This window comes from Pseudomonas sp. NBRC 111138 (assembly GCF_001320835.1).
GTDB classification, from domain to species: domain Bacteria; phylum Pseudomonadota; class Gammaproteobacteria; order Pseudomonadales; family Pseudomonadaceae; genus Aquipseudomonas; species Aquipseudomonas paracarnis.
The window spans coordinates 17455-41261 of sequence record NZ_BCBO01000123.1; the positions used below are offsets into that span (position 1 = coordinate 17455).

Annotated in this window: 17 protein-coding genes; 11 read left to right on the forward strand and 6 right to left on the reverse strand. The window is 59.3% G+C overall.

Annotated features, from left to right (window positions below):
• Positions 1–58: 58 nt before the first annotated feature.
• Together APH41_RS21880 and APH41_RS21885 are read left to right on the forward strand one after the other, a co-directional pair.
• Positions 59–589, forward strand: coding sequence for a sigma-70 family RNA polymerase sigma factor (locus APH41_RS21880; protein WP_054921466.1), 531 nt, complete (start codon positions 59–61; stop codon positions 587–589).
• Positions 586–1260, forward strand: coding sequence for an anti-sigma factor domain-containing protein (locus tag APH41_RS21885; RefSeq protein WP_054897463.1), 675 nt, complete (start codon positions 586–588; stop codon positions 1258–1260). The genes APH41_RS21880 and APH41_RS21885 overlap by 4 nt, the downstream gene beginning before the upstream one ends.
• Here the strand turns inward: APH41_RS21885 and APH41_RS21890 are convergent, their stop codons facing one another.
• A complete protein-coding gene (locus APH41_RS21890; protein ID WP_054921468.1) occupies positions 1261–2562 on the reverse strand; it encodes an ATP-binding protein in 1302 nt (433 codons plus the stop codon).
• 3 nt (positions 2563–2565) lie between these two features.
• Positions 2566–3267 (reverse strand): response regulator transcription factor, encoded by a 702-nt coding sequence (locus tag APH41_RS21895; RefSeq protein ID WP_054897465.1) that lies wholly within the window; start codon positions 3265–3267, stop codon positions 2566–2568.
• 171 nt (positions 3268–3438) lie between these two features.
• On the opposite strand from APH41_RS21895, the gene APH41_RS21900 reads away from it, so the two are divergent.
• The 4 genes from APH41_RS21900 to APH41_RS21915 all read left to right on the forward strand — a co-directional run bounded on the left by APH41_RS21900 (position 3439) and on the right by APH41_RS21915 (position 9978).
• Entirely contained in the window at positions 3439–4581 is a 1143-nt protein-coding gene (locus APH41_RS21900; protein ID WP_034127674.1) for an efflux RND transporter periplasmic adaptor subunit, read from the forward strand.
• A 6-nt stretch (positions 4582–4587) separates the two neighbouring features.
• Positions 4588–7686, forward strand: coding sequence for an efflux RND transporter permease subunit (locus APH41_RS21905; RefSeq protein WP_054921471.1), 3099 nt, complete (start codon positions 4588–4590; stop codon positions 7684–7686).
• A gap of 168 nt (positions 7687–7854) precedes the next feature.
• Positions 7855–8496, forward strand: coding sequence for a DUF1345 domain-containing protein (locus APH41_RS21910; RefSeq protein ID WP_054897468.1), 642 nt, complete (start codon positions 7855–7857; stop codon positions 8494–8496).
• 138 nt (positions 8497–8634) lie between these two features.
• Entirely contained in the window at positions 8635–9978 is a 1344-nt protein-coding gene (locus APH41_RS21915; RefSeq protein ID WP_156359081.1) for a hypothetical protein, read from the forward strand.
• 75 nt (positions 9979–10053) lie between these two features.
• On the opposite strand, the gene APH41_RS21920 is transcribed toward APH41_RS21915, so the two are convergent.
• From APH41_RS21920 to APH41_RS21930, 3 genes are all read right to left on the reverse strand, one after another.
• Complete coding sequence (locus APH41_RS21920; RefSeq protein WP_314543949.1) at positions 10054–12309, reverse strand: autotransporter outer membrane beta-barrel domain-containing protein; 2256 nt, start codon at positions 12307–12309, stop codon at positions 10054–10056.
• A gap of 222 nt (positions 12310–12531) precedes the next feature.
• Positions 12532–14526, reverse strand: a complete 1995-nt coding sequence (locus APH41_RS21925; RefSeq protein ID WP_054921476.1) for a hypothetical protein — start codon at positions 14524–14526, stop codon at positions 12532–12534.
• 154 nt (positions 14527–14680) lie between these two features.
• Positions 14681–16630, reverse strand: a complete 1950-nt coding sequence (locus APH41_RS21930) for a hypothetical protein (RefSeq protein WP_054897471.1) — start codon at positions 16628–16630, stop codon at positions 14681–14683.
• A gap of 248 nt (positions 16631–16878) precedes the next feature.
• On the opposite strand from APH41_RS21930, the gene APH41_RS21935 reads away from it, so the two are divergent.
• The 5 genes from APH41_RS21935 to APH41_RS21955 all read left to right on the forward strand — a co-directional run bounded on the left by APH41_RS21935 (position 16879) and on the right by APH41_RS21955 (position 22082).
• Complete coding sequence (locus APH41_RS21935; protein ID WP_275668964.1) at positions 16879–17958, forward strand: LacI family DNA-binding transcriptional regulator; 1080 nt, start codon at positions 16879–16881, stop codon at positions 17956–17958.
• 95 nt (positions 17959–18053) lie between these two features.
• On the forward strand, positions 18054–18836 hold the full coding sequence (locus APH41_RS21940) for a sugar phosphate isomerase/epimerase (protein ID WP_054921479.1): 783 nt from the start codon (positions 18054–18056) through the stop codon (positions 18834–18836).
• The gene (locus APH41_RS21945) at positions 18829–19770 is read left to right on the forward strand and encodes a sugar kinase (protein ID WP_054921481.1); all 942 of its coding nucleotides are present in this window, start codon (positions 18829–18831) and stop codon (positions 19768–19770) included. The genes APH41_RS21940 and APH41_RS21945 overlap by 8 nt, the downstream gene beginning before the upstream one ends.
• A 45-nt stretch (positions 19771–19815) precedes the next feature.
• Positions 19816–21108: an MFS transporter gene (locus APH41_RS21950; RefSeq protein ID WP_054897474.1), complete on the forward strand. Its 1293-nt coding sequence runs from the start codon at positions 19816–19818 to the stop codon at positions 21106–21108.
• Entirely contained in the window at positions 21105–22082 is a 978-nt protein-coding gene (locus APH41_RS21955; protein WP_054921483.1) for a D-glycerate dehydrogenase, read from the forward strand. Before APH41_RS21950 ends, APH41_RS21955 begins: the two co-directional genes overlap by 4 nt.
• 534 nt (positions 22083–22616) lie before the next feature.
• On the opposite strand, the gene APH41_RS21960 is transcribed toward APH41_RS21955, so the two are convergent.
• Positions 22617–23807 (reverse strand): methyl-accepting chemotaxis protein (locus APH41_RS21960; protein WP_054921485.1); only part of this gene is annotated, 1191 nt, incomplete at its 5' end.

Sequence of the window (23807 nt, forward strand, 5' to 3'; positions counted from 1 at the left end):
CGCGAGCAACCTCGCGCCTACCACGCGTAGACGTCTCCTCAGTGGCAGGAATTCTGGTTTGGCTGAAATCATCTTTGATTATGAAGTGTGCCTGTTAGCCTGCGCCCGCGGCGATCATCGCGCCCTGCACCAACTCTATGAGCAGGACAGCAGCCGCTTGCTCGGTGTGGCGCTGCGCATTACCCGCAACAAGGCACTGGCCGAGGACATCGTGCATGACGCCTTTATCAAGATCTGGCACGGTGCGCGCAGTTTCGACCCCTTGCGAGGTTCCGCACGGGGTTGGGTGTTCAGCGTGACTCGCCACCTGGCCCTGGACGTTGTACGCAGCGCCGGGCGTGACGTGCCGCTGGACGATCAGTACGAGCCGCTGGCAGAGCCTGCCCAGACCGTTGAGTTTGCTGCACGCTCCGGGCAGATCCACCAGTGCCTGGAGCAGCTCGACCCGACACGCCGCACCTGCATCCTGCACGCCTATGTGGACGGTTACTCCCACAGCGAAATTGCGCAAAAACTCAGTACCCCGCTGGGTACCGTCAAAGCCTGGATCAAACGCAGCCTCGCCGCCTTGCGGGAGTGCATGGCATGAACGACAGCCTGGATGAACTGGCCAGTGAATACGTGCTGGGGACACTGCCCGCCGAACAGCGCGCAGAGGTGCAACAACGCCTGGCCCATGATGCGGCACTGCGTGCAGCGGTGGATGCCTGGGAGCAGCGTCTGTTGCCTCTGGTCGCGCTGGCACAACCGGTGCCGCCTTCGGCACAGCTGTGGCGGCGCATTGAACGCGGAATCAAAGCCCCCGAAACGAGCGTGGCGTGGTGGAACCTGCTGGCGTTCTGGCGCGGGCTTTCTGCCGCGGGCCTGATGGCAAGCGTGGTGCTGGCGGCTTTATTACTGACGCGCCCGCCCATGCCCGCACCCAGCTTCGTGGTGGTGTTGATGGCGCCACAAAGCCAGGCACCGGGCTGGGTGGTGCAGGCCAGTGATAATCAGCAGATCCAGTTGATTCCACTGGGGGTGATCGAGATTCCTGCCGACAAAGCCCTGGAGTTCTGGACCAAGGGCGATGGCTGGCAGGGGCCCGTATCACTGGGGCTGGTCAAACCGGGGCAGACCTTGTCGGTGCCGCTGGACAAGCTGCCGCCACTGGCGCCGAACCAGTTGTTTGAACTGACGCTGGAAGGGCCCAATGGCTCGCCCACCGGCAAACCCACCGGGCCGATTCACGGGATCGGCCGCGCAGTCAAAGTGCTTTGATCACGAAAGGTTAGGTAGCCACACACGAAACCGCGCCCCGCCCAAGGGAGACGCCAAGGCCGTCAAAGTGCCGCCCTGGGCCTCCAGGGCGCGCCGGCTGATCGCCAGGCCCAGGCCAAAGCCACCGGTTGCGCGATCGCGGCTACGGTCCAGGCGGTAGAACGGCTCGAAGATGCGCTCGCGCTGCTCCGCCGGTATGCCGATGCCATCGTCGTCCACCCAGATTTCACAGCCTTTGGGGCATACCCGCACGCCCACCTGGATGCGTTTGTCGCAGTAGCGCGTCGCATTGCGCAGCAGGTTCTGCAAGGCCCTGGCAGTCAGGCGCGGGTCGAGGCTGAAGCGCTCCACGGCACAATCGAGGACCACATCGATGACGATATCGGGGTTCTCCAGCTCATCGTCGACGCTGCCCAACACGCTGTCGATAAACTCGTCGAGCGCCACCTCTACCCGCTCGGGCAATTGCGCCGGGTTTTGCAGGCGGCTGTAAGACAGCAATTCCAGCACCAGCTCATCCAGCTCCCGAATATGCGCCACCAGGCTTTGCAGGCGCTCGCGGCTGGCCGGGGGCAAGTCTTCGGAAAGCGCCAGGGCCAGCCCGAAATCCAGGCGGGTGAGCGGTGTGCGCAGTTCATGGGAGACCGCATTGAGCAAATCGCGCTGCTGGTTCAAGAGGCGCTCGATATCGTCGGCCATGGTGTCGAATACCGCCGCCAGGCCGCCGATGCTGGAGCTGGGTGCGAGCCCCGTACGCGCCTCCAGATGGCCCTTGCCCAATAACGCGGCGGTACTTTTCAAACGCTCCAGGTCACGCCAGTGCGGACGCAGCCACACCAGCAGGCACGCCAGCAAGGCGGCACCGACCAGCACGTTCATCGACCAGTACAGCAGGTTCATGTCCAACGGGTCTGGTGGTACGGTCAGCTTGACCGCGAACTGCTGGTTGATCGGCGAACTGATTTCCTCCATCCAGCCCCATTCGCCCAGGCGGATCACTGGCTTGCCTTGCTCCAGCAGCTGTTCTTCCTCAGGGGTGTAGCGGGCGTCCTGGCGCAGCAACAGTTGCACTTTCAAGGGTGCAAAATCGTGGCTCAACTGGTCGGTCACCTGGGACCAGCGCTCCACCGGTGCGCGCTGGTACTGCTTGACCATGAGTTTTTGCAGGCCGCGGGACTGTTCGATGTTGTAGTCCATGTAGCGGTGTTCGAACAGCTGGATCACCAGCTTGGGAATCAGGTAAATCGCCGCACTGTAGGTGACGATGGTGATCAGGTAGAGGCGCAGCAGTACGCGAAACATGGTTCAGCATTCCCACTCGGAACGGCTGAACAGATACCCCTTGCCCCACACCGTCTTGATCTTGCGCGCCTCGCCCGCATGGTCGTCGAACTTGCGTCGCAGCTTGGAGATAGCCACGTCCACCGAACGGTCGGTACCGTTGAACTCGATACCGCGCAGGCGTTGCAGGATCTGATCGCGGCTGAGCACTTCGCCGGCATGCCGGGCCAGCACCACCAGCAGGTTGTATTCACCACTGGACAGCTCGACCGCCTGTTCGCGCCAGGTCACGGTGCGTTCGGACAAATCAATGCAGAGGTTGCCCATGACGATCTGGTCGCTGGCCACCTGGGGTTCGGACAGGCTGCTGCGACGCAGCAATGTGCGCACCCGGGCCAGTAATACGCGCGGCTCGCAGGGTTTGGTCACGTAGTCGTCGGCGCCCATCTCAAGCCCCAGAACCTGATCGTGGCTGTCATCGCGGGCGGTCAGCATCAGGATCGGCAGCCCCGCCGAGTCGGCGCGCAGCAAACGGCACACCTGCAGGCCGTCGAGGCCCGGCAGCATCAGGTCGAGGATCACCAGGTCCGGCGGGCTAAGGCGTGCACGTTCGCGTACATGATCGCCGCGGCTGAGCACGCTGACGTGGTAGCCATTGCGTTCCAGGTAGCTGGCAATCAGCTCGGAGAGTGCGGCGTCGTCTTCCACCAGGAGGATGTTGGGCATGGTGTTTCCAAATAATGCTGTTTGTTGGTGTGTTGCAGGATTGTGCAAGGATATACGCCCCCGACGCCCTGCGCGCCGTACCTTACACTTCTTCACAGACCCGCTACACAGCTTCACAGCACCACGGCGCAGGTGCCCCTAGGATGCGCCAGTCAATATTGGGATAAGAGCATGTCGAAGAATCTGTTTGCGCCGTTTTGCCTGTTGGCCCTCACACTGGCGCTGAGCGCGTGTGGTCAGTCGGCAGACGAGGCGCCACAAATGCCCCTGGCCAAAGTGCGGATCGAAACCCTGCAGGCCAAGCCCCTCTCAATTACCAGCGAACTGAGCGGGCGCATCGCCGCACCGCGTATCGCCGAAGTACGCGCCCGGGTCGCCGGGGTGGTCATGCAGCGGGTGTTCAACGAAGGCCACGACGTCAAGCAAGGCGACGTGTTGTTCCGTATTGACCCGGCGCCGTTCAAGGCCGACCTGGACAGTGCCCAGGCCAACCTGAGCAAGGCCGAGGCCAATGCGTTCCAGGCGCGCCTGCAAGAACAGCGCTACAGCCAACTGGTCGAAGGCAACGCCATCAGCGGCCAGGAGTACGACAACGCCCGCGCCGCCCTGCGCCAGACCAACGCCGAAGTGGCCGCCAACAAGGCCGCCGTCGAGCGTGCCAGGCTGAACCTGGGCTATGCCACCGTGACCGCACCGATTTCCGGGCGCATTGGCCGCGCCCTGGTGACCGAAGGCGCGTTGGTCGGCCAGAACGAAGCCACGCCGCTGGCGATTATCCAGCAACTGGACCCGATCCACGCCGACCTCACTCAGTCCACCCGTGAGCTGAACGACCTGCGCCGCGCCTTTCGTGCCGGCAGCTTGAAGCAGGTCGGCCAGGACCAGGCCAAGGCCACCTTGATCCAGGACGACGGCAGCCTGTACCCGTTGCCAGGCAAATTGCTCTTCGCTGACATCAGCGTCGACCCGGGCACCGGGCAGATCATCCTGCGCAGCGAGTTCCCCAACCCGGACCTCGACCTGTTGCCCGGCAGCTTTGTGCGGGTGCGCGTGGAACAGGCCGTGGACAAACAAGGTATCAGCGTGCCGCAACGCGCAATCACCCGTGACAGCGCTGGTATCCCGATGGTGTTGCTGCTGGACGCCGAACAGACCGTCAGCCAGCAACCGGTGGAGTTGGGTGCGGTGATCGACAACCGCTGGATCGTCACCAGCGGCCTCAAGCCCGGCGACCGCATTATCGTCGAGGGCGTGCAACACGCACGCCCCGGTGAAAAAGTTGAAGTGGACGACAGCCCGCTCGTAAAGGAATAACCCGTCATGCCGCAGTTCTTTATTGACCGCCCGATCTTCGCCTGGGTGGTGGCCCTTTTTATCCTGCTGGCGGGCTTCCTGGCGATCCCGCAATTGCCGGTGGCGCAGTACCCCAACGTCGCGCCACCCAAGGTGGAAATCTACGCGGTGTACCCCGGTGCCTCGGCCCAGACCCTGGATGAGAGCGTGGTCAGCCTGATCGAGCAAGAGCTCAACGGCGCCGACCACCTGCTGTATTTCGAATCCCAGAGCAGCCTGGGCTCGGCGACCATTACCGCCACGTTCCAGCCGGGCACCGACCCGGAAATGGCCCAGGTGGATGTGCAGAACCGCCTCAAGGTCGTCGAGCCGCGCCTGCCCCAGGCCGTGACTCAGCAAGGCTTGCAGGTGGAAAAAGTCTCCGCCGGTTTCCTGCTGTTGGTCACATTGACGTCCAACGACGGCAAGCTTGACGACGTGGCGCTCAGTGATTACCTGGCGCGCAACGTGATGAACGAGCTCAAGCGCCTGGACGGGGTCGGCAAGGCCCAGTTGTATGGCGCCGAGCGAGCGATGCGTATTTGGATTGACCCGCAGAAGCTGATCGGTTTCAACCTCACGCCGGCCGACGTCAACGCCGCGATCAGCGCCCAGAACGCCCAGGTCTCAGCGGGCAGCATCGGTGACTTGCCGGGCACCCACACCCAGGAGATCACCGCGGCGGTGCTGGTCAAGGGGCAACTGTCCACTCCGGCGGAGTTTGCCGACATCGTGCTCAAGGCCAACCCCGACGGCTCCACCGTGCGCATCGGCGATGTGGCACGGGTGGAAGTCGGCAGCCAGGAATACCAGTTCTCCACCCGCCTGAACGGCAAGCCGTCCACCGCCGTCAGCGTGCAACTGTCGCCCGGCGCTAATGCATTGAGTACCGCAACGCTGGTGCGGGCGAAAATGGACGAGTTGTCGCGCTACTTCCCTGCCAATGTGGAATACAAGATTCCCTACGACACTTCGCCCTTTGTCAAAGTCTCGATCACCAAGGTGGTCTACACCTTGATGGAGGCGATGGCGCTGGTATTCGCGGTGATGTTCCTGTTCCTGCAGAACGTGCGCTACACCTTGATTCCCACGCTGGTGGTGCCGATCGCGCTGATGGGCACCTTCGCCACCATGTTGCTGCTGGGCTTCTCGATCAACGTGCTGACCATGTTCGGCATGGTATTGGCTATCGGCATCCTGGTAGACGATGCCATCGTGGTGGTGGAAAACGTCGAGCGCATCATGGCCACCGAAGGCCTGTCGCCCAAAGAGGCGACGAAGAAAGCCATGGGCCAGATCACCGGGGCCATCATCGGTATCACCCTGGTGCTGGTGGCGGTGTTCCTGCCGATGGCCTTCATGCCGGGTTCGGTGGGCGTGATCTACCAGCAGTTCTCACTGTCGATGGCCACCTCGATCCTGTTCTCCGCTTTCCTGGCCCTGACCTTGACCCCGGCACTGTGCACCACCTTGCTCAAGCCGATTGCCAAGGGCGAGCACCATGCCAAGGGTGGTTTCTTCGGCTGGTTCAACCAGCGCTTTGACCAACTCACCAACCGTTACGAAGGTTGGGTGGCCTATGCCCTCAAGCGCAGCGGCCGCTACCTGCTGATCTATCTGGTATTACTGGTGGGCATGGGCCTGTTGTTCAGCCGCCTGCCCTCCTCGTTCCTGCCGGTGGAAGACCAGGGCTACACCATCACTGATATCCAGTTGCCGCCGGGCGCCAGCAAGAACCGTACGGTGCAGGTGGCCGAACAGATCGAGGCACATAACGCAGGCGAGCCTGGGGTGGGTGATACCACCATGATCATGGGCTTCAGCTTCTCCGGTTCCGGGCAAAACGCCGCGCTGGCGTTTACCACGCTCAAGGACTGGTCAGAACGTGGCAGCGATGACTCCGCTTCCTCGATCGCCGATCGCGCGAACATAGCCTTCAGCGAGCTCAAGGACGCGATTGCCTATGCAATCCTGCCGCCACCGGTAGACGGCCTGGGCACTTCCAGTGGTTTCGAGTTCCGTTTGCAGGACCGCGGTGGCGTCGGCCACGCCGGGTTGATGGCCGCACGTACCGAATTGCTGGACGCTGCAGCGAAAAGCCCGATCCTGGCCAACGTGCGTGAAAGCGCCTTGGCTGAAGCACCACAAGTGCAGCTGGAAGTGGACCGCAAGCAGGCCAACGCCCTGGGTGTGTCGTTTGCCGACGTAGGCAACGTGCTGTCGTCGGCGATAGGTTCGGCGTATATCAACGACTTCCCCAACCAGGGCCGTATGCAGCGCGTGGTGGTGCAAGCCGAAGGCGACCAGCGCAGCCAGGTGGCCGACCTGATGAAAATCCACGTGCGCAACAACGCCGGGAAGATGGTGCCGCTCTCAGCCTTCGTCGAAGCCAAGTGGACCCAGGGCCCCACGCAGTTGACCCGTTACAACGGCTACCCGGCCATCGCCATCAGCGGCGAAGCGGCGCCGGGGCACAGCACTGGCGAGGCCATGAACGAAATCCAGCGTCTGGTCAGCCAACTGCCCGCCGGGCTGGGCCAGGAATGGACGGGCTTGTCGTTGCAGGAGCGCTTGTCCGGTTCCCAGGCCCCGCTGCTGTTGGGCCTGTCGCTGCTGATCGTGTTCCTGTGTCTGGCCGCGCTGTATGAAAGCTGGTCGATTCCCACCTCAGTGTTGCTGGTGGTGCCGCTGGGGGTACTGGGTGCGGTGTTGGCCGTGTCGCTACGCGGGATGCCCAACGACGTGTTCTTCAAGGTCGGCTTGATTACCATCATTGGCCTGTCGGCGAAGAACGCGATCCTGATCATCGAGTTCGCCAAGGACCTGTATGACCAGGGCGAGGATTTGATCGACGCCACCTTGAAAGCGGCACGGTTGCGACTGCGGCCGATCATCATGACGTCCCTGGCATTCATCCTCGGCGTGGTGCCATTGGCGATTGCTACGGGGGCCAGCTCGGCCAGCCAGCAGGCGATTGGCACCGGTGTGATTGGCGGAATGATCACGGCGACATTGGCGGTGGTGTTTGTGCCGGTATTCTTCGTGGTGGTGATGAAGCTGGTGCGCAAGCGCCATAAACCAGACTGATCAGTGGGAGCTGGCTTGCCTGCCATGACCGCGGCACAGGCGACATAAGTGTTGCCTGAACCAACGTTATCGCAGGCAAGCCAGCTCCCACAGGGTTATTGATTGCATTCATGATCAGGTACACCCGAATAAGCTATGGTGCTCACAAATAGTTATCTGTGAGCCACCATGCCCTTCCTCGCCCGCACCCACCCTCGCCTCTCATCCGCCGCCGTACTGGGCCTTGCAGTCGGCCTCCTGGTGCCGGCCGACACCCTTGCCAGCAAAATCCTGATCGGCTGGAACGCCGGGGTCTGGACCTACCTGATACTGATGCTCTGGTTGACCATTCGCGCCAAGGCCGAAGACGTCAAGCGCATCGCCGAAGTCGAAGACGAGAACGCCGGCCTGGTGCTCTTCATGGTGTGCATCGCCGCCATCGCCAGCCTGGCCACCATCACCTTCGAACTGGTGGGCAGCAAGGACCTGGCCACTTCCGAACGTCTGCTGCATTACGCTTTTACCGGGCTGACAGTGATCGGCTCCTGGCTGCTGATCGGGGTGATTTTCAGCGTGCACTACGCCAGGCTCTATTACACCTGGCAAGGCAAGGAGCCGGCGCTGCGCTTTGCCGAGGGCTTGCTCACCCCCAATTATTGGGACTTCCTGTATTTCTCCTTCACCATCGGCGTGGCCGTGCAGACATCGGACGTGGGTGTTGCCACCCGTAGCTTGCGTAAAGTGGTGCTGGGGCAATCGTTGATCGGGTTTCTGTTCAATACCGCGATCCTGGGGTTCTCAATCAATATTGCGGCAGGGTTGTTTGGCTAGGCCTGGCTAAGCGTATGGGTAAAGAAAACCGACGAATGGACCGGCAAACCTGTTAGTTCTGACAGTTGTGCAGCGCGTGCTTATGGCGCTGAATTGAATCGCTCACAACCAACCCATCCAAGGGCACGGGGCTGATCCATGTCAACACAACCAATGAACAGTAACTTGGTGCTCAATGGCAACTTCGCCCATCGTGAACGCTATTGGAACGTTACTGCCACCGCTCCAGGCCGAGTTGATTTTTCCCGCCAGCATTGCGTGATCACGGGGCGAGGCCGGGCGGAACAAGACATATCGGTTTCCGATACCGCCTCCTACTCCTTCAGCCTGTACACGTTGATTACCTATAACGGCGCCGGGTCAGCCCGACTGGTATGGCAGCCCTCGGGGGCGACTGAAACAATCACGCTAACAGGGAACCATGGCTGGACCCATCATGTGAGCACCTTTCGCCCACCTACCGGCACAACCGGCCTGACGCTACAACTGATGGGTAATGCTGGCGACGTCTGGTTCGATAGCCTCCAACTGGTGGAAGACGGCGGCGTGGTCATCCCTGTCGAGTTGATCCGTAACGGTGATTTCGCCGACAACAGCGATCATTGGATAGCCAACCGGCCAGTGGGCTCCTCCGTGACATTTTCCGACAACGAGTGCCAGGCAAACCAGGGGGGATCCATCGAACAAAAGATCGCGGTCACACCCGGCCAGACCTATGATTTTTCCATCGATGCCATGACGCCAACCGGAGGGCACGGTTTCGCGATGTTCCATATTGCACCCGGTAACACGCCACAGATAGAACTTCGGGGGGGTGGCGACTGGGATAATTACACGTCGTCGCTGACCATCCCTGCAGGCGTGACTGAGATCACCTTAGAAGTGATAGGCACCACCTTCCTCGTGGTTGACAACCTGTCCCTGAAATCAGCCCCCGTGCCAACGATTAATCAAAACCGCCCTCATCGCACACACACGTACCGCCCATCGCAGGAGAACCGTACCATGAGCAATGCCAATGCCCGAAAAGCTGCCCGCCACGAATCCGCAGAACGTTTTTTTCAAGGTTCGATCGGAAGCGAAAACTTCAAGGCGGACTTTCGCAAACATGAATTGAAAAACAACTTCTGGCTGGCGGAAGGCGCCATGAAGATACCGCCCACAGAAACGTCAAGACAGGTGGTCATTTTCAAGTACCCCACTACCACGGACTCCGGCCGTTATCAGTTGGAGAAAGACAGTGACGAACATCAGTTAGCCGTCATCCTGATGACCATTAATGAAACGCCCCTCCCGGCTTATCAAGCACATCGAGGCACCGTCGAATTCTTTCATAATTCCGACGACCATACGGTCACAGGCGCACTCGACGTCTATCTTATGGACGTCAACAACCAAGAACTGCGTGTGCAAATGCTGTTCAGCCTCGATAGAACCACGCGGCGCAGACCTACCCGTGTCAATACCGTTCGACCTCGATAAACCCCGGCATGAAAGTCAACGCCCCGAACCTCGGGGCGTTTTCAAGCATCGTTGAAATCCAGTGGCACTGCCTGATTACCAGCTATATCGCACGCCGAAATTTGCCCCCCATGGCTGATCCACGTGCTTGCCTTGGCCGTAGTCAAAATCTGCATGCAATTGCATATTTTGGGACAGTGTCAGGGCGACACCCACGCCTACCTCGACACGAGACCCCGACAGATTATTGTCAAATGTCTGGTTATTGACCGACACCTTGTTGCTCTTGGCAAATTCGTGGGCAACGCCACCACGCAAGTAAGGCTGAAGCATACTGCCGTCATCCAACATAAAGTCGCGGCCTACTGTCACCCCCAACTTGCCCTGCACGGAGTCGGTGTGGCTACCCTTGGCTTTGAGACCATTGTCCAGGCTATAGCTCTTGCCTTGTACTGTAACCACGGACGCTTGGGCGAAAGGCTCGATAAAGAAATCATTATCCAGCTTGATATGACGGCCCGCTTCCACAGACGCACCCAAGGCATTTGTACTGTATTTGCCCTTCGCTTGCCTGCCGTCGCTCAAACCGACAGTGGAATCATTGTTCAAGCGGTTGGCTTTGATGACGCCGTCAAAATAGTAACCACTCTCCTCATCCAACCAAGTGGCATACAGACCTGCGTAGTAACTCTGCACACTACCCGAAGTACCCCGACTGAGATCCAGATCAGAAGTACTATGGCCCGCCATTACCCCCAGCAGCCATTGGCCTTCTCCCAAGGGGGTATCCGCCCCCAAGGAGAACCCGCGCTGGCTTTGTTCATAGGCACCCGCATCACCACCACTGACCTCATATTTATTGCCATAGGCACGCAACCAACCACCGGCTGCGGCGCCGTTATGCCGAATCTCTCCCATGCGGCTACGCAAAGATGTCATCTCGCCATACCACACGGTTGGTGCAGTGTTGAACAAGGCCAATACCGACCGGGTGCCTGGGCTGACAGTGCGATTATTCGGGTCAAGGAACCAATCATTACCGTCTTGCCGGAGGCCATAGGACCAGGCCCCAACATCCACATTACCGCCTACCAGCGCAAACTGTGCGTCACCGCCACCCGTGTGAACGATATGCACATCACCTGGGTTTACCGGTTCTGTACCGCTGCTGGTAAGCAACAGGTCGTGATGGCCGGTTGCGTCACCCGTAATATTCAGGAAGTCCGTCAGGCCCTGAGCGAAATCAGTGCCCATGACAAAAGTGCCTTGGCCCGACAAGCTCTTGAGGTCAAGTTGATAGAACGCATCGCTATCCCCAAACTTGACCGTGCTATCGGCAAGGCGCAAATCACCCACCTGGCTATTGCCGGTCATGACCCACATGGATTGCTCGCCAAGACTCAACGACGAAACGTTTTCCAGGCGGCCAGTCAATGAGGCGAGATCAGTGAGCTGAAGGTGAGCCTGGCTACCACTGCTGACAACGACATCGCCCTTGAGCTGGCTATTGGCGATATTCATATTCGCCGTCGAGCCGCCTTTGACTTCCAGCAAGTTGCCATTACCACCGGTGAGCGTCGAACCGTTGCGTACCTCGATATTCGCCACCGCACCCTGGCCCCGAGCACCGTCTACGAGCAACGCAGCACCTGTGGTACCGGTGACATGAGAATCGTCCAGGATAAGGGTATTAGGCCCGGGCGCATGCCGGTCAAACGACATTTCAATACCGTTACGTCCGCCTGAAATATTGCTCCCAGACGCCCGTGCCGCCGAGCTCTCCAACCTCAACCCAAAGCTGTCGGCGCCCGTGCCGATTGACTGACTGCGCACCAACTCCAACGCACTGCCACCAGTAACAACTGCACCACCGGTTGCTCCCACCAGGACACTGCCATTGACCGTCGCGGTGGATATATCGGTTGAGTTTGTAAATTTGCTCACCAGTAAACCATGGTAATCGGCACTGGAAATCATACTGTCGTTGATCTGCGCAGTGCTGCTGAGCAGCGTTACGCCAGTTTCGTAAGCCCCGGAAGCAGTGACACGACTGTTATCGACAGCCACATTAGAGCCGTTCTGAGCGACAACCGTCCCCAGGATCGTACTGTCCGCGCTGACATTCAGGTTCGAGGCATTAGCATAAATGGCCTGCGTCCAGCCCCGTATGACGTTAAGCGTGGCATTTTGCAATTCAAAGGTATCGATATAATCATCGTGCCGGATGGTTTCGGTGCCATTTTCGATCAACCGAGCATGAGCATTTGGCGCCAGAAGCAACAAGGTCACAACAGATGGCACCTGCATCATTGCAACCAAGGGTTTTAATTTAAAGTACGAATTGATCTTCACAAGACACCACTCATTTAACAGGCATTCCAGAACGGAACTGTTCGGCCTATTTCCAGAGGGGTGGAGCCAGGCCATTCAAGGCCGCAAAGTTACAGATCAGGCTTACCCTAATATGTAGGATTAATCCGAACATAAGGGTAGAGATGGGGAGATTAGCTGTGTGAAAGTGCAAAGCGCGTGCAGTGCAACCGAAGGGTGCCGAAGCACCCCGCAGTCCGCAGTCTATTGTTCTACCAGGCCGTCTTCCAATGCAGTGGGTGGTTGCTCCTCGCAAAAAAACCCGTTCAAGTCGGTGAACCGTGTACGGGTCCAGGCTCTTACCGAAGGCTGCTCTCCTTCTCCCGGGATCGGCACAAAATAGTGAAAGTCCACCGAATTGCGCGCCGCTGGCCGAAGGGCCGTATAGGGGATCTTTATGTCGAAACCGTTGGAAACCATATCGGGCGTCAGCGGCAACGAGCTTAGGGCCAGTGTATTGCCCAACTGAGTGTCTCCGGTAATGTCACTGAATACGCGGAATTCGCATCGAACGACCATGTGCTCTTGGAAATACACTGTATTACCAGGAACCCTGACCGTCGCCTCGCGAGTCGCTCGATTGAGGTCGGTACACGCCAAAAATGCGGTCGCCTTGACGAACCTTGGCTCTTCCAATACGACTTTGTTGGCCGCCACAACTACATTCTGCGCAAGTGAGCGCTGGGTATTGTCATTAGTCGGCCATCCCAGCGTATAGAACACTGGGAGCGTTCTATTGCCGACTGCACGAATGATTGACCAAGGCACCGTTCGCGTAAGAGTGTCACCGCCCCCTTCGTTCGTCAGTGTCAACTCATCAAACTTGTGGGCCAGATCCCCCCAATACCATTTGATTATCGTACCCGGCGCGGGAAGAGGGGTGCTCCAAAGCACGGTCTCGATAGTCGCGTCCCTATTGAAGTCAGCGTCTGTGAGCTCATTTTCCTTAGTCGGGTCAACGCCGAAGACCCGCACGCGCGCGAGCAAACTGTTTTCCGGATCTTCACCCGGAGCAGGGCCAGGCGCAGAAAAATCGACATCAATAGTGTGAGTAGGCGCATCGGTTGATGTCCCATTGCGATCAACAAAATAGTCGATGGTCATGGGAATCTCGCCAGCACCTCCACCATAATGGGCCAAAAGAGTATCACTGCCGACAGGCAGCATTAACGGAAAAGGCAGATAAAGCTTAACGTCAAAACGTTCCGGAGCCTGCGTGCCGATGGTCAATTCGATCACGTCAATGTCGGTTAAATTATTTTCATATTCTGGAATAGCAATGAAAACCCCGTTCGGCTCATAAAGGTCTTGTAAATCAAGCAGCCCGTCACCAGGAAGAAGCGCCAACGGCACATAGGCTTCCTGCGGATCAGGGGCTGGTGTCAGGTTCAACTCAATTCGCGCAGGTACCGAGTCTTTGCTGACATTCCCTGCAAGATCCCACAGGCGGTAGAACAAGTAGTTCTGCCCTCCTTTATTACCAGTAATCAGGTTCCACGGCAGCGTAAAACTCAACGAGTCGTCCACAGGAAAGGTGTCAATAGGCTCAGACAGCTGTGAAGAAAATTCCGATGAAAAAAAGACTTCGATATCATCACCGGCGCGCCGAGAGATGGGATAGTCGCGAAATGTACATTCCATCCCGGCTGGGTGATCCTCCACATCCTGCTCAGTAATTTCACCTTTCGACTCCAAATAAGCAGGGAACAAGGGCGCTGCCGGGTGCCTGGGGTCTTCTGGCGGGGTAAGGTCGACCTCCAGGGGAGCACCTCTTAACAATCCCGTCTGCGAGTTACCTTCATGAATGACATAGCCGACCTCATGCTCCCCTTCCACCAAACGGGCCGCCGGAATATCACGGGTGAACGGTTGATCAATAGGCTCGTGGACAGGAGAAGCTGTATTGAAGTCTACCATGTGCATCGGCGCACCCCAGTTCGTTGCGCCTTTACCGCGCACATGCACTGCGAGTCTGGTGATTGCCGGGTCAATGCCTTCGTCATCTGCAAACTGCCCAATATCGAAGGTTACAGTAAGCGGTTTCTTCGACGCCTCCTTGGTAATCAACCCATCATTATTCAACGCATCAAACGTGGGCAGGGGCATCGCCAGCACACCCGCCCTGCGCTGGCACAGCAGTTCTTTATTGGCCTTGCGCGATGCAATGGCGGCCTTTTGTTTCTTACTCAACGTTGCCATCTGTATTCTCCTTTTGCACTGAGTAACACCAAGACAATCGAACAAACACATGCCTTCGAAAAAAGACACGTTTCAAATAGAACAGCTGTTGCGCTGCCACTGCCAAACGCTGCAACTTACATCGACGACCAACTACTCAAGTCGGCTTATACCTCTAGTCTTCAGGGCCATCACCATTCGGCCCGCAATAGATATTGCCCACTCTTTTACGATCAATTTTTGCATAGCGTAATCTTGAAGAACCTATCACTCTGTTTTTGCGCCACAACGTATAGATAACCGACACCGAACTTCCCGGGCTCTGGGGATCTGGTGACTTGATGGGTTTAATCTTCTCGTCATAGTTGCGTTGTTCGAAGGTATAACCTTTTTTCGCCTCTTCTTCAGTCAGCCGATGCGTCAGGGTATCCGCAGTTGATGTAATCGCCTGTCCCCCTCCCGCAAACTCTTCATAGCCCTGCCACTCCACGACAAGATCGTCATCTTTGCGAAAGACCGTTTCCGGAAGAATCTGGACAGGTATGTGATCCCACATAGCCGGGTTAGCGTCACAGCCTATAAACATATTGCTATTGGCACTTGGAAACTCAACACGCCTTAATACCTGTGGAGGTACAACATCGACCATGACTTCAGTAAAATTGGAAAGCTGCTCATTAACGCCGTTGAATGTCGAGTAGTACACTCGTAGTTTTTCATCATTCCCTGCATCGACAATCACCTGCCAGGGAATATCACTGAACGTCACGCGTACGCCTTCAGCATCGCCACTACCGGTATCCACAATATAACTTGCCACCGGCTTATCCATACTGGGGAAGCCCCCCCAGAACAACTCCAACACCTCACCATCACGAGGCTGGTGATAAAGCAGGACGCTGGCATATACGCGCTGATCCTTATCACGTATATCAATATGGTTGTCCGTCTTCGAGCCCTCGCCAAACACAGTCACTGTTGGCAAGTCGAGGTTAAGCAACGCGGGGGCGTTGATATGGTCTTGCCCTGCCACCCTGAAGTCCCAACGGATTAACGTAGGGGGGCTGGGCAACGTCGGCGTATTGCTGCCGTACCGTGTAATGGTGTAGGTGGCCGAACCTTCTGCAAACCCCATGCCCATCGCTATCAACTTCGACCACGGGATACCGGCGCCGAACGGCATCTCGGTAACCTCCTGCGCATCAAGCAGGGTACTGCCCCACCGAATGGTGACAAGATCGCGAGCATTCCAGTTGTCATACTGAACGTTGGCCACCACACCAATCCGTGCATCGTGCCGATTGATCAAGCCACTTGCCATGGCAGGGATGACAAGAGGTTTGAGGTCTGAGGGCGCTTCCTTTAATCGGACTTCAACGGGCGACTGGTCGGACCTGGGGCCTCGATTACCGGAGCGATCTTGAAGGCGCAGGTGAACGTATTGAGTTCCGTTGCGGTACAGGCGAAACAAATCCACAAGAATGGGAATAACAAGTGGGCTATTTTCGTCGGGAAACTCTACATAGCCACTCGGTGCACTATCAGGTGGAGGACTTTGGTCCGAAATATAATAATAAACCCTGTCATAAGCCCGCCGGCCGAGGTAAGCAGACAATACCAAATCGACTGTGCGATGCCGGGCCGCGTAGTCCTCATCTATCGTACCCACCGGGAAGGCCGGCGTTGGCGGCGTAACGTTATTGTTTGGCGGCGTCCGGTCAATTACCAGGGTACGGAAGTCCGAGGTTGTGGGTATACCGGTTTCGTCGGTGATCCGATAAGCCAGCCGGACGGTACCGTCATTTTCCAGATAGTCGCGCGGCACGGTGACGGAAAAAGGGAAAGGCTTGGTAATGGGGCCATCCCACCGCTCCTTGAAAGGAGGGACACCTTCGCCTCCGCTGCGTGACCAAACGATTTCGACAATATTGAATTCACCGGCCTGCGCAGCGTCATCCCACAGTTGCGGAATGCGCACAACAAGATCGGTATCAAGATATTGATGAGGTATATAACCCTCAGGAATCGGCGGATTAGCATCATCCAGGATGGGCACCTCTATATCGACCAATCGGAAAATGCCGTTGCGTGAAAGTCTACTTCCAGTGGTTTTTTGAGCGCTCATCAGACTCTCCCGTCAGACCGCTTGTACCTACACCCCAAAGGCGTGCCTGCGACCAATTAAACGCGCAATCTGCGGTATCGAATACTGTCAGAACTAACAGGTAGGCACTGCCATTCGTCGCTTGGTAGCTGATTCCACCCACATCGGATGCTTGACGAAACGGTTGACTTGAGGTTTCCTGAAACCGGTTTCAGCCTGGGTATTCCCGACTGAGGCCCAGAAAACTCCAATAAGAAAGGCCCGCGACCGTGACTCCTTTTTCCGCCGCCCAGCGCACCCGTGTCACCATGCTCGACGTCGCTCAACGCGCCGGCGTGTCCAAAGCCAGCGTGTCGCGTTTTATCGGCGATGACCGCGCCCTGCTCTCCGACGCGATCGCGCTGCGCATCGAGCAAGCCATCGAACAGCTTGGCTACCGCCCCAATCAGATGGCCCGTGGTTTGAAACGTGGCCGCACGCGCCTGATCGGCATGCTGGTGGCCGATATCCGCAACCCCTATTCCATCGCCGTGATGCACGGCGTCGAAACCGCCTGCCGTCAGCATGGCTACAGCCTGGTGGTGTGCAACACCGACCGTGATGACGAGCAGGAGCGCCAACACCTGGCGGCGCTGCGCTCGTACAACATCGAAGGCTTGATCGTGAACACCCTGGGCCATCACCTCGACCAACTGCTGGAGCTGCAACAGGAAATGCCCCTGGTGCTGGTGGACCGCAAGGTCGCGCCGCTGCACAGCGACCTGGTGGGCCTGGATAACCCGGCGGCGGTGCGCATGGCGGTGGGACACCTGGAGCTGCAGGGTTACCGCGACGTGCTGCTCGTAAGCGAGACCACCGACGGCACCAGTTCACGTTTGGAGCGCCTGGAGAGTTTCAATCACGAAATTGCCAAGCGCCCGGCGTTGACAGGCGCCGTGGTTGAACTGGATGGCAACCTGGAAAAGCGTCTGCAAGCCTTTCTCGCCAAACCCGGCCCCAAGGCACTGTTTTGCGCCAACGGCGTGGCCGCACTGGCCTGCACCCGGGTGCTCAAGGCGCTGGGCTGCGACCTGTTCGGCGAGGTGGGCTTGATCGCCCTGGATGACCTGGACTGGTACCCGCTGGTGGGCAACGGCATCACCGCCCTCGCCCAACCGACGCAAGCGATTGGCGCCAGCGCCTTCGACTGTTTGCTCAAGCGCCTGCGCGGCGATACCGCCCCCACCCGCACCCTGGATTTTTTACCCGAGCTGATTATCCGCGGCTCGACGCCCCCTTATGACCCTGGCTTTACTGTGGCGAGGGAGCTTGCTCCCGCTGCGGTGCGAAGCGCCGCCAAGAGCCGGTGACTGCTGCGCAGTCAAACGGGAGCAAGCTCCCTCGCCACAAACAGTCAGTGTGTTCTTGTCGATAAAAATGAAACCGGTTTCAGAGGTAAACAACAATGCATAAATACCCCGTCTCCATCAGCCTTTCCAGCTACGGCGCCGACCTGGTTCGCCAGCAGGGCCAATTGAGTTTTGTCGCGCTGCTCTGCGCTGCCGGTGCCCAGCGCATTGAATGGCGTGAGGAGCTGCTGACCGACGAACACCCCGCCACCCTGGCCCAGGCCGCTGCCGCGCAAGGCCTGGACAGCGTGTTTTCCTCGCCCCTGGAACTCTGGGTCGCCGGCCGTGCCCAGCCCAATGCCGAGCTGGCCGCTACCCTGGACCGCGCCCAGGCCTTTGGCTCGGGTTGGCTGAAGGTGTCCCTCGGTTACTTCACCGACACAAACGACTTGGAAAGCCTGCACGCCTTGCTCAATCGCCACCCGGTCAAGCTGCTGGTGGAAAACGACCAGACCCTGCACGGTGGGCGCATTGAACCGATGCAACGGTTTTTTACCGAAGTCGAACGCCTGGGCCTGCCGGTGAAAATGACCTTCGATATCGGTAACTGGCAGTGGCAAGACCAGTCCGCGCTCACTGCTGCGCGGTTGCTGGGCCGGCATGTGGATTACCTGCACTGCAAGGCCGTGGCCCGTCGCGCCGATGGCAAGCTCGTCGCCTTGCCGCCGGGCGCCACCGACCTGCATCTGTGGGAACAACTGCTTAAACACATGACTCAAGGTATTACCCGGGCAGTGGAATTTCCGTTGCAGGGCGATGACCTGACCGAAGTCACCGCGCAACAGGTCGCGACCCTGGCCCGCCTTGGCCAACCCCATGTGGAGAACGCCCATGTCTGAGCTCGATATCCTGTCGTTTGGCGAAACCATGGCGATGTTTGTCGCCGAACAGACCGGCGACCTGGCGCAGGTCGGGCAGTTTCACAAACGCATTGCCGGCGCCGACAGCAACGTCGCCATCGGCCTGTCGCGCCTGGGGTTCAACGTGGCCTGGCTGAGCCGCGTGGGTAACGACTCCCTCGGGCGTTTTGTGGTCGATACCCTTAGCAAAGAGGGGCTCGATTGCCGCCATGTGGCCGTCGACCCACTGCACCCCACCGGCTTTCAACTCAAATCCCGGGAAGAGGCCGGCGCCGACCCTCAAGTTGAGTACTTTCGCAGAGGCTCGGCGGCCAGCCACCTGTCCATCGATGCCATCCACCCGACGCTGCTGCAAGCCCGCCATCTGCACGCCACCGGCATTCCGCCAGCGCTGTCCGATGCCACTCGCGCACTGTCGTTCGAGCTGATGACCCAAATGCGCAAGGCCGGACGCAGTGTGTCGTTCGACCCGAACCTGCGCCCGTCCCTGTGGGCCAGCCAGGCGCAGATGATCCGCGAAATCAATGCGCTGGCTGCTTTGGCCGACTGGGTCCTGCCGGGCCTGGGCGAAGGTCGCCTGCTGACCGGTTTTGACGACCCGGAAGACATCGCCGCGTTCTATCTCGACCAGGGCGCCGAAGCCGTGGCGATCAAGCTCGGCGCCGAGGGCGCCTATTACCGCACCCATATGGACCAGGGTTTTGTCGCCGCCGTACCGGTGGCCAAGGTCGTGGATACCGTGGGCGCCGGCGATGGCTTTGCCGTGGGCATGATCAGCGCCCTGCTGGAAAACTTGAGCTTCCCCGAGGCCGTACAGCGCGGTAACTGGATCGGCAGCCGCGCCGTGCAGAGCCGTGGCGATATGGAAGGTTTGCCGACCCGCGCTGAATTACCCACCCGATCCGTTGCGTGACCCATTACCTGTTGCCACAACTACAACAAGCTCAGGAGCAACCCCATGGAAACCGTGAAACTCGCCACCCGTCGCTGGTGGTACATCATGCCTATCGTGTTTATCACCTACAGCCTGGCCTACCTCGACCGCGCCAACTACGGCTTCGCCGCCGCGTCCGGCATGGCCGCAGACCTGATGATCACGCCAGGCATGTCTTCGCTGCTCGGTGCGCTGTTTTTCCTTGGCTACTTTTTCTTCCAGGTGCCGGGGGCGATCTACGCGCAAAAGCGCAGCGTCAAGAAACTGATCTTCGTCAGCCTGATCCTCTGGGGCGGCTTGGCGACGCTGACTGGCGTGGTGTCCAACGCCTACATGCTGATCGTCATCCGCTTCATGCTCGGGGTGGTCGAGGCCGCCGTGATGCCGGCCATGCTGGTGTACCTGTGCCACTGGTTCACCCGTGCCGAACGCTCACGGGCCAACACTTTCCTGATCCTCGGCAACCCGGTCACCATGCTGTGGATGTCGGTGGTGTCGGGCTACCTGGTGCAGCATTTCAGCTGGCGCTGGATGTTCATCATCGAGGGCCTGCCGGCGGTGTTGTGGGCGTTTATCTGGTGGAAGCTGGCCGATGAGCGTCCCAAGGATGCCAAGTGGCTGAGCGACGCCGAAAAGCACAGCCTGGAAACCGCCCTCGCCGCCGAGCAGGTGGGGATCAAGGCCGTGAAAAACTACGCCGAGGCGTTCCGTTCGCCCAAGGTGATCATTCTCGCGTTGCAGTTTTTCTGCTGGAGCATTGGCGTGTACGGCTTCGTGCTGTGGTTGCCATCAATCCTCAAGGCCGGTTTGCAGATGGACATGGTCGAAGCCGGCTGGCTCTCGGCCCTGCCCTATCTGGCGGCGGTGATTGGCATGCTCGTGGTGTCCTGGGGTTCGGACAAGCTGCAGAAACGTAAGCGTTTTGTCTGGCCGCCGCTATTGATTGCGTCGATTGCCTTCTACGCGTCCTACGTGCTGGGCGCCGAACACTTCTGGTGGTCCTACACACTGCTGGTGATCGCCGGGGCCTGCATGTATGCACCCTACGGCCCGTTTTTCGCCATCGTCCCGGAAATCCTCCCGGCCAACGTCGCCGGTGGTGCCATGGCGCTGATCAACAGCATGGGCGCCCTGGGCTCGTTCGGTGGCTCGTACCTGGTGGGCTACCTCAACAGCAGCACCGGCTCGCCCGGCGCTTCGTACCTGCTGATGAGCGGCGCGCTGCTGCTTTCCGTGGTGCTGACGATTTTCCTCAAGCCCGGCGCCAGTGACCGCTCGCCGACGCCAACCCTGGAGTTGAAGGTAAAAACCTCATGAAAAAATCTGTCGTGCTGTACAAAAAACTGTCCGCGCCGCTCATGGCTCGCCTGCACGAGCAGGTCGACGTCACGCTGATTGATGCTCTGGATGAAACCGGCCTGGCCAAGCTGCGCGATGCTCTCCCCACCGCCCAAGGCCTGCTGGGTGCAAGCCTGCGCCTGGATGCCCAGTTGCTCGACCTGGCACCCAAGCTGGAAGCAGTGGCCAGCGTCTCGGTGGGCGTCGACAACTACGATATCGATTACCTGACCCAACGCGGCATCCTGCTCAGCAACACCCCGGACGTGCTCACCGAAACCACCGCCGACACCGGCTTTGCACTGATCCTGGCTACCGCCCGGCGCGTGGTCGAGCTGGCCGACATGGTGCGCGCCGGCCAATGGAACAAAAACATCGGCCCGGCGCATTTTGGCAGCGATGTACATGGCAAGACCCTCGGCATCATCGGCATGGGCCGTATCGGCGAAGCCCTGGCCCAACGCGGGCATTGTGGCTTCGGCATGCCAGTGATCTACCACAGCCACTCGCCCAAGCCGGCGGTTGAAGCGCGCTTTGGCGCGCAGTACCGCAGCTTGCAGGACTTGCTCAAAGAGGCTGATTTTGTCTGCCTGACCCTGCCGTTGACCGCTGAGACCGAGAAGTTGATTGGCGCCGAGGAATTCGCGCTGATGGGGCCGGAGACGATTTTTATCAATATCTCCCGAGGCAAGGTGGTGGACGAGGCGGCACTGGTGCAGGCGTTGCAGCAACGCACTATCCGCGCGGCGGGGTTGGATGTGTTTGAAAAGGAGCCGCTGGATCACGCGTCGCCGTTGTTGCGGTTGAACAATGTGGTAGCCACGCCGCATATCGGCTCGGCCACCCATGAGACGCGGGAGGCGATGGCCAAGTGTGCGGTGGAGAATCTCCTGGCGGCATTGGCTGGCGAAAAGCCGGTAAACCTGGTGAATCCAGGGGCATGGCGGCACTGACACAACACAAGAGCAAAGGTGGAAGCTGGCTTGCCTGCGATAGCCATAGGTATCTACACAACTCTGAAGCGATCGACGGTAACCACGATGCTAAGCGAGCCGCTCTTGATCTGGCTTTTGATCTGAAGCGCCCCGTCAAACCACGCTGGCCGAACGCAGGCGAGGTGCCGAGTGGTGGGGCGAAGGCCTTTTGGTTACTTTTGGGCCTTTCCAAAAGTGACCCGCTGTAAGAGCGGAACCATCGGTGGCCGTTACCGCAGGAACGGATATGTACGCGGTCAGATCCAACATCCTGGTCGGCTGTAAGGCTGCCATCGCAGGCAAGCCAGCTCCCACATTTGGATTGCGGCGCGTCAGTTAGATCAGCGTCGGCTGTCAGTCCGTCACGGGAGCAAGCGCCCTCGCCACAGGTCCAGCACCGGCCCAAGTTGTGTAGATCCCTATGCTGCGATAGCGGTAAGCCAATCCATGATGTGCCGACTGTAAGATTGCTATCGCAGGCAAGCCAGCTCCCACAGGGTGTTGTGGCAGCAGTTAGACGACGAACCTGGCCACCATCCCATTCAAATCCACCGCCAGCCTCGACAGTTCATGGCTGGCCGCGCTGGTCTGGTTGGCGCCCGCCGCCGACTGGGTGGCCAGGTCGCGGATGTTGACCAGGTTGCGGTCCACCTCGCGGGAGACCTGGGCCTGTTCTTCCGAAGCGCTGGCAATCACCAGGTTGCGTTCGTTGATCAGGCTGATAGACGCAGTGATCTGCTCCAGTGAGGCGCCGGCTGCACGTGCCATTTCCAGGGTGGTCTGGCTGCGCTGGTTGCTCTGTTGCATGGACTGCACCGCCTCCCCGGTACCGTTCTGGATGCCGGCGACCATTTTCTCGATTTCCTGGGTCGACTGCGCGGTGCGATGGGCCAGGGCGCGCACTTCATCGGCGACCACCGCAAATCCACGTCCGGCCTCGCCGGCACGGGCGGCTTCAATCGCTGCGTTGAGCGCCAGCAGGTTGGTTTGCTCGGCAATCGCGCGGATCACATCCAGCACCTTGCCGATATCCCGGCCCTGAGCGGCCAGGCCCTCGATCATCGCGGAGGTGTTCTGCACGTCCTGAGTCATGGTCTGGATCGCGCCGACGGTTTCCATCACCCGATCACGGCCTTCCCGCGCCGCCTGGTTGGACTGCCCGGACGCCTCGGAGGTGGAAACCGCGTTACGCGCCACCTCCTCCACTGCCGCCGTCATCTCATTGACGGCCGTGGCGGCCTGGTCGATTTCATTGTTCTGCTGTTGCAGGCCACGGGAGGCCTCCTCGGTGACCGCGCTCAATTCTTCTGCGGCCGAAGCCAGTTGCGTGGCCGAGCCGGCGATGTGCTGGATGGTCTGGCGCAGGCTGGCTTGCATGGTCGACAGCGCACTGAGCAACCGTGCCGGTTCGTCCTTGCCATCGTCCTCGATGGTTTTGCTCAGGTTGCCGGCGGCAATGGTTTCAGCCACTTCCACAGCCTTGCGCAACGGGGTCACGATACTGCGGGTCAGCAACCAGGCCAGCAGCACGGTGAGCAATGCCGCCACCACGGAGACCGCCACCACACCGGTGATCGCTCCTTCGTAGCTTTGCCCGGCATCCTCGTCGGCCTGCTTGGCGTCGGCCGCATTGATGGCGATCAGCTTGTTCAGTTGCTCGCCCATCTGGTCAGTGCCGTCCTTGATACGGCTGTTGATCAGGGC